1 rRNA gene is annotated in these 3,154 nt (G+C 49.6%); it reads left to right on the top strand.

The features are described from left to right. Positions 1-317 precede the first annotated feature (317 nt). Positions 318-3,152 (top strand): 23S ribosomal RNA (locus G440_RS0115595). Positions 3,153-3,154: the final 2 nt, after the last annotated feature.

Genomic DNA, 3,154 nt, shown 5'->3' with positions numbered 1-3,154 from the left:
ACATATTGAAACAGAGTTTTGGCCATATTATGGGGTCAGAGCGTCCCGAACCTGCTTCGGGAAGGTCATCGGTTCGACTCCGATATTCTCCACCACGGACAACAACTGTTGTCTTTCATTAGCTGCCCGTTATCCGGGCCTGAGAGATACAGGGATCCAGACAGTTCATTGACATATTGGAAACAAAGAATACGAGAAAAGTAATAATTTAATAATTACAGTATTCGGTTGAAGTAGAAGGGGATTGGTATTTATACTGATCACTGGAAACGGACTACTGATTACTGAAGAATAACTCATTAAAAGAGCAAAAAGTACAATAAGCAAAATAAGAGCGTATGGGGAATGCCTAGGCTCTCAGAGGCGAAGAAGGACGTGATAAGCTGCGAAAAGCTGCGGGGATTGGCACATACAAGTTGATCCGCAGATATCCGAATGGGGCAACCCACCATATTGAAGATATGGTATGTCGCAAGACAGGCAAACCCGGGGAACTGAAACATCTAAGTACCCGGAGGAAGAGAAAACAATAGTGATTCCGATAGTAGCGGCGAGCGAAATCGGATTAGCCCAAACCAATGCTGTTACGGCAGTATTGGGGTTGTAGGACCACGAGATTTGGTGCTTTACGAATAAGAACACGTTGGAAAGCGTGGCCATAGACGGTGATAGCCCGGTATTAGTAAGGACAGTTACCGATAGTGGTATCCTGAGTAGTGCGGGGCACGTGAAACCCTGTATGAATCCGGCGGGACCATCCGCCAAGGCTAAATACTCCTGAGAGACCGATAGTGAACCAGTACCGTGAGGGAAAGGTGAAAAGAACCGTGAACAACGGAGTGAAATAGATCCTGAAACCATACGCTTACAAGCGGTCGGAGCCAATTTATTTGGTGACGGCGTGCCTTTTGCATAATGAGCCTACGAGTTACTGTTGCCAGCGAGGTTAAAGTTCTAAGAACTGGAGCCGCAGCGAAAGCGAGTCTGAATAGGGCGCTTTAGTTGGTAGTAGTAGACGCGAAACCGTGTGATCTACCCTTGGGCAGGTTGAAGTTTGGGTAACACCAAATGGAGGACCGAACCGCCAGACGTTGAAAAGTCTTCGGATGACCTGAGGGTAGGGGTGAAAGGCCAATCAAACTCGGAAATAGCTCGTACTCCCCGAAATGCATTTAGGTGCAGCGTTGATATATAGTTTTATAGAGGTAGAGCTACTGATTGGATGCGGGGGCTTCACCGCCTACCAATTCCTGACAAACTCCGAATGCTATAAAATGATGATCAGCAGTGAGGGCATGGGTGCTAAGGTCCATGTCCGAGAGGGAAAGAACCCAGACCATCAGCTAAGGTCCCCAAATGTATGTTAAGTTGAAAAAACGCGGTTGGACTGCACAGACAGCTAGGATGTTGGCTTGGAAGCAGCCATTCATTTAAAGAGTGCGTAACAGCTCACTAGTCGAGCGGTCCGGCATGGATAATAATCGGGCATAAACATACTACCGAAGCTATGGACTTATATTAATATAAGTGGTAGGGGAGCATTCTGTTTGCGTCGAAGGTGTACCGTGAGGTATGCTGGAGCGTACAGAAAAGAAAATGTAGGCATAAGTAACGATAATGCGGGCGAGAAACCCGCACTCCGAAAGACCAAGGTTTCCCCAGCTATGCTAATCAGCTGGGGGTTAGTCGGGGCCTAACGCGAACCCGAAAGGGGTAGTGGATGGACAACAGGTTAATATTCCTGTACCTGCTCACGTTAAAAGTGACGGAGGCGAGAATTAGGTGCGTGCTGACGGAATAGCACGTTGAAGCCAGTGGTAACACGGCGATAGTACACTGAGGCTCCGGCCAAGGTGATAATCCTGAGGATCGACTTCCAAGAAAAGCGAGTGAAGCAGCCCGTACCCCAAACCGACACAGGTGGTTGGGATGAGAATTCTAAGGAGCTCGAGAGATTCATGGCTAAGGAACTAGGCAAAATAGACGCGTAACTTCGGGAGAAGCGTCGCCCCCAGCAATGGGGGCCGCAGTGAAAGAGTCCAGGCGACTGTTTATCAAAAACACAGGGCTCTGCAAAATCGAAAGATGAAGTATAGGGCCTGACACCTGCCCGGTGCTGGAAGGTTAAGAGGAGATGTCATCCTTCGGGAGAAGCATTGAATTGAAGCCCCAGTAAACGGCGGCCGTAACTATAACGGTCCTAAGGTAGCGAAATTCCTTGTCGGGTAAGTTCCGACCTGCACGAATGGTGCAACGATCTGGACACTGTCTCAGCCATGAGCTCGGTGAAATTGTAGTATCGGTGAAGATGCCGATTACCCGCTGTGGGACGAAAAGACCCCGTGCACCTTTACTATAGCTTAGTATTGGTTTTGGATAAGCAATGTGTAGGATAGGTGGGAGACTTTGAAGCTGCGTCGCCAGGCGTGGTGGAGTCATTGTTGAAATACCACCCTTTGCTTGTCTAGAGTCTAACCCTTTACAAAAGGGGACAGTGCTTGGTGGGTAGTTTGACTGGGGTGGTCGCCTCCAAAAGAGTAACGGAGGCTTCTAAAGGTTCCCTCAATACGGTTGGCAATCGTGTGTAGAGTGCAATGGCATAAGGGAGCTTGACTGAGAGACCTACAAGTCGATCAGGTACGAAAGTAGAGCATAGTGATCCGGTGGTTCCGCATGGAAGGGCCATCGCTCAAAGGATAAAAGGTACGCCGGGGATAACAGGCTGATCTCCCCCAAGAGCTCACATCGACGGGGGGGTTTGGCACCTCGATGTCGGCTCGTCACATCCTGGGGCTGGAGAAGGTCCCAAGGGTTGGGCTGTTCGCCCATTAAAGTGGCACGCGAGCTGGGTTCAGAACGTCGTGAGACAGTTCGGTCTCTATCTACAGTGGGCGCAAGAAATTTGAGTGGATCTGACTCTAGTACGAGAGGACCGAGTTGGACCGACCGCTGGTGCACCAGTTGTTCCGCCAGGAGCATCGCTGGGTAGCTACGTCGGGAAGGGATAAGCGCTGAAAGCATATAAGCGCGAAACCCACCACAAGATGAGATTTCTTTAAAGGGCCGTGGGAGACTACCACGTTGATAGGCCGTAGGTGTAAGGGCAGTAATGTCCCAGCCGAGCGGTACTAATAGCCCGTAAGCTTATGTACGA

It is taken from the genome of Aequorivita capsosiphonis DSM 23843, from assembly GCF_000429125.1.
GTDB classification, from domain to species: domain Bacteria; phylum Bacteroidota; class Bacteroidia; order Flavobacteriales; family Flavobacteriaceae; genus Aequorivita; species Aequorivita capsosiphonis.
Note: the sequence above shows the minus strand (reverse complement) of the source record. Positions and strands in the feature narration are given on the sequence as shown.